Origin of the sequence: uncultured Nitratireductor sp., assembly GCF_913053745.1 — a bacterium.
Classification (GTDB): domain Bacteria; phylum Pseudomonadota; class Alphaproteobacteria; order Rhizobiales; family Rhizobiaceae; genus Nitratireductor.
This window is the reverse complement of sequence record NZ_CAJXGF010000240.1, coordinates 1-3,894: the sequence shown is the minus strand read 5'-3', so window position 1 is coordinate 3,894 and position 3,894 is coordinate 1. Positions and strand designations below refer to the sequence as shown.

Sequence of the window (3,894 nt, the reverse complement as noted above, 5' to 3'; positions counted from 1 at the left end):
TCCCGTTCGGCTTTTTGTCTTGCCGGTGAATCGCTTGCGGCAATGTCCTGTCGCAATGAATCACCGTGCCTGTCCAAGAGCGGCGTCTCGTCGTCGCCTGTTTTCCGGGGCGTCGCCGCAGCACGAGGGAGGGGGGCTCGCGCTGCGTGAGATCAAGCGGCACTCGGACCTGGATCGTCGTCTTCGCCAAAGGAAAGGGCGTCCGGTTGGGAGGCAGCAGACATGTCTGTATTGTGCACGAGACGCAGCGCCGGGCGTTTCGTCGCGTACATTTTCCCGCGCTCGGCCTCGGGTTGATAAAGAACCTCTTCGAGCAAGAGGCGTTCGGGCGGAGCCACGCCGTCTCTCGGCAGGAGCAGCGTTTCGCCCGCGGCGCGCCCCAGAAGCGCCAGGCCGCGCAGCGTCGTTATCGGCAATGTCAGCCCGACGAAGCCCTGCAACGCGTCATGGCTGATGATGCGCGTCTGCGGCGGCTCGTCGCCGATGCGGAACTGCACGCGGCTGTTGAGTGTGACGACATTCGCCGGCACGTCGTCGCGGAAGATGACGGTCGCGTCGTTGAGTTTGGCGCGCAAAAGCGCGGCATAAGCGTCGCTGAGCCTATGTCGACGCTCCTGCAGAAATTCCAGGATGGTGAAATCCTTTGTGGTGAGAATGCATCCTTGTCCGGTCCACATGACGATCTCCAGCGCGGTTCCCGCGTGTCGAAACGGGGAGACCGCGAACAAGCAAACCTGCGCGGCCGCTGTCGGCTGCACAGCCTGAATTCGGTCGAGCGGTCCCCTGCGCCGAGAGGTTATGGCGCAGGGGCTAGGCTCCCGTCAGGAGATGTCCCGTGAAGAAACGAAGGTGCGGACTGGTCATGAGGGGGCTGCTCAGACGGCGGTCTCTGACTGGGTCACGCGCACGACGGTCAGTTTGTGGGTCTGGCCCGTGCGGGCGGCCCAGTTGATGGACTGGCCTTCCTTGAGGCCGATCAAAGCCGTCCCCACGGGAGTGGTGATGGAGATGCGTCCCTTCTCGATGTCGGCGTCGCCCGGATAGACCAGGGTCACCGTCTTTTCGGGGCCTTCATCGGCCGTATAAACGACTGTGGAGCCCATGCGCACGATGCTGGCCGCAAGCGACCCGTCCCGCACGACGCGTGCCCGGTCGAGCTCGGCCATCATGGTTTCCGACACTTCGGGGTTGCGATCTTCCAACGCCTCGGCGAGGCCGGTCAGGCGTTCATAATCGGTTTCGGAAATCGTGATGCTCGGCTTGCGCCCTGTCTTCTGCTGCATTGGCTTTTCCATGCGAGTGTTGCGGTCATGCGTCCGGCACATGCCGCTCGGCTTCGATTGTCGTGCGATTTTTGGTGATGCGCCCTAGAACCGTTCCCGCTGCTCGTCTTGATCGTGTCGATCAATCGGCGGAAGAGCGCCCCTCGGTTCGGAGGCGCACAGCACCGAACCGGGGGTCAATATCCCGCAATGGGACATACCCGGAAGAAAACGGACGTATGTTTTCGTTTCGTGCTCATCGCATAAACGTGGTGCGCGGATGTGGCGATGTCAAGGCGGTAGCCGTAATTGTACGGTGATCGCCGGTTCAGTCTCGATCGTGTGTGTCGCGGCGATTGCGCCGCGCGAAACGGAACCCTTCCGGCATTGCCGCGCGCACCATGATCATCTCGCCGATCGTCTCATGGGTGATAAGTCCCACCAGTCGGTCATGGCTGTCCAGAACGGCCACCGCCGGGGCTTGTTTTTCCTGCATCAGGCGCACGCCCTCGGTCAGGCTTTGCTGCCTGTGAACGGCTGGAAGGCCTGTGCGCATCGCGCTTGCCGCCGGCGCATCGGGTCCGGCATCCTTGAGTGCGCGCATCATGTCGTTGCGCGTGATCAGCCCTTCCATGTGGCCGTTGCCGTCCACCACCGGAAATTCGTTCTGCGTGGTGGCGAGAAGCAGGTCGATTGCCTCGCCGACGCTGGCCGAGCGGTCGAGTGTGGCGAATTTCCTCACCATCACGTCACCTGCCAGAACACTGTTGGCGACGCTGCGTATCTGCGCATTCTGCGCTTCTGCGGAAGCTGCCAGATAGACAAATATCGCTATGAAGATGAGAAGCGGGTTGTAGAGCAGTCCCAGGAAACCGAAGAGGAAGGCAAGGCCCTGGCCGATATTGGCGGCGATCTGCGTGGCCCGGGCCCAGCTCAGCCGTGTTGCCAGGAGCGCGCGCAGCACGCGTCCGCCATCCATCGGAAAGGCGGGGATCAAATTGAACAGGACAAGAAAGACGTTCACGCCGGCAAGCCGCACCAGAAAATCGGCTCGAGGGTTCTCGACCTGCACCATCTGCCCGATACCCGCCGATCCGCCGATTGCGAAAATGATCAAGGCGGCGATTACGACGTTCACGAGTGGCCCGGCGATGGCGATCACCAGTTCCTGGACGGGGTCTTCGGGCATGCGCTCCAGCCGCGCCAGTCCGCCGATGGGCAGGAGTGTGATGTCGGGCGTCCTGATGCCGTAGCGGCGCGCGGCGAAGACATGGCCGAACTCGTGCAGCACCACGCAGGCGAAAACGGCGATGATGAAGGTCACGCCCTCCCAGGCGGCGGCGCTGCCGCCGATCCGGTAATGCATGAACCAGATCCATGCCAGCAGAAGAAAGAATGTGACGTGAACGCGCAGCACCGTGCCGCCGATTTTGCCGATGTTGAAAGACCAGGCCATGAACATCGCTCCCGTTGGAAAGAAACGGCTCTATCTTATTTAGGCGACAATCATGGTGTTGGCATCCGGCGTGCTGCAGAATCGTTTGGTCGGGAGAGTTGATTTCGAAATGGCGGTCGAAAGAAGAGATTTCATCGGAAAGGTTGCGCGCAGGCGCAACGCGTTGGCGCCTGCGCTTCTTCTACTGGTGCTGACGCTGGGAACCTTCGCTTTCCTCGCCATTGCCGACGAGGTTGCCGAGGGAGAAATAGAGGCACTGGACGAACGGGTGTTGCTGTCCATGCGCAATCCGATGGATGCCTCCGATCCGCTGGGTCCTCCCTGGCTTGAGGAAACCGCCCTGGAAATCACCGCCATCGGGGGGTATCCGGTCATTGTGATGTCGCTTCTGGTTGTAACCGGCCTGCTTGTCGTCGCGCGGCGCTATGGCGCGGCCATATACGCATTGTTTTCCGTCGGTTCGGGCGCGCTCGTGTCCTACACGCTGAAGAACTATTACGAGCGTCCGCGCCCCGACATTGTCGAGCATCTCGATGTTATCCACACGGCGAGTTTTCCAAGCGGCCACGCCACGGTCACCACGGTCGCCTATCTCACGCTCGCAGCGCTCGTCACACGATTCTTTCCCGATTGGCGTGTCCGGCTTTATGTGCTTGCCGTTGCCGTTTTCGTTTCGTTCCTTGTCGGCGTCAGCCGCGTCTATCTCGGCGTTCACTGGCCCAGCGATGTGGCGGCGGGGTGGGCGCTGGGCGCTGCCTGGGCGAGCTTCACCTGGCTTTGCCTCAGTCTGCTCGCGCTTTATCGCGGCAAAAGGCTTGCCGATGTCGCAGGAAACCGGTTGCGCGAAAGTTCGGTCGAGGCTAAGGAAAAACCATGAAGACGATTTCTTGCGCAAATCTCTGGTGGTGGACCCGCTAACAGCGGCCAGCCGCGCAGTTTGCGCGCAGGAAATAACCATGGCCGCAGGTGAAAACCGGGCGGCCATTTTTGTCTGCGCTTCCCGGCGATGCCTGAAAAAGGGAGCATATGATGAGCCTGGAAGTTCTGGAAAACGGTGCCGAGCGGTTTGCGACGGCGGGTGGCGTCACCATCACCCGACACCGCGTGGAAACCGCCTATGAGGGCGCCATCGACGCCTATATCGACGCACTGGACGAGCGCCGTGGCGCTGTTTTT

The 3,894-nt window shown here is 61.5% G+C and carries 4 protein-coding genes; 1 reads left to right on the top strand and 3 read right to left on the bottom strand.

The window, feature by feature from the left end:
• Nucleotides 1–152: 152 nt before the first annotated feature.
• From QZ638_RS22790 to QZ638_RS22780, 3 genes are all read right to left on the bottom strand, one after another.
• The gene (locus QZ638_RS22790) at nt 153–677 is read right to left on the bottom strand and encodes a nucleoside-diphosphate kinase (RefSeq protein WP_295814955.1); all 525 of its coding nucleotides are present in this window, start codon (nt 675–677) and stop codon (nt 153–155) included.
• Nucleotides 678–875: 198 nt separating this feature from the next.
• The gene (gene rnk, locus QZ638_RS22785) at nt 876–1,283 is read right to left on the bottom strand and encodes a nucleoside diphosphate kinase regulator (RefSeq protein ID WP_295814953.1); all 408 of its coding nucleotides are present in this window, start codon (nt 1,281–1,283) and stop codon (nt 876–878) included.
• A gap of 307 nt (nt 1,284–1,590) precedes the next feature.
• Nucleotides 1,591–2,718, bottom strand: coding sequence for a site-2 protease family protein (locus QZ638_RS22780; protein ID WP_295814951.1), 1,128 nt, complete (start codon nt 2,716–2,718; stop codon nt 1,591–1,593).
• Nucleotides 2,719–2,770: 52 nt separating this feature from the next.
• Here QZ638_RS22780 and QZ638_RS22775 point away from each other — a divergent pair, with 52 nt between their 5' ends.
• A complete protein-coding gene (locus QZ638_RS22775) occupies nt 2,771–3,595 on the top strand; it encodes a phosphatase PAP2 family protein (RefSeq protein ID WP_295814949.1) in 825 nt (274 codons plus the stop codon).
• Nucleotides 3,596–3,894 lie beyond the last annotated feature (299 nt).

Excerpts from the sequence above, each read along its gene's own strand:
- QZ638_RS22790 (WP_295814955.1), bottom strand. The coding sequence starts at position 677 with ATGTGGACCGGACAAGGATGCATTCTCACCACAAAGGATTTCACCATC.
- QZ638_RS22780 (WP_295814951.1), bottom strand. The coding sequence starts at position 2,718 with ATGGCCTGGTCTTTCAACATCGGCAAAATCGGCGGCACGGTGCTGCGC.
- rnk (WP_295814953.1), bottom strand. The coding sequence starts at position 1,283 with ATGCAGCAGAAGACAGGGCGCAAGCCGAGCATCACGATTTCCGAAACC.
- QZ638_RS22775 (WP_295814949.1), top strand. The coding sequence starts at position 2,771 with ATGGTGTTGGCATCCGGCGTGCTGCAGAATCGTTTGGTCGGGAGAGTT.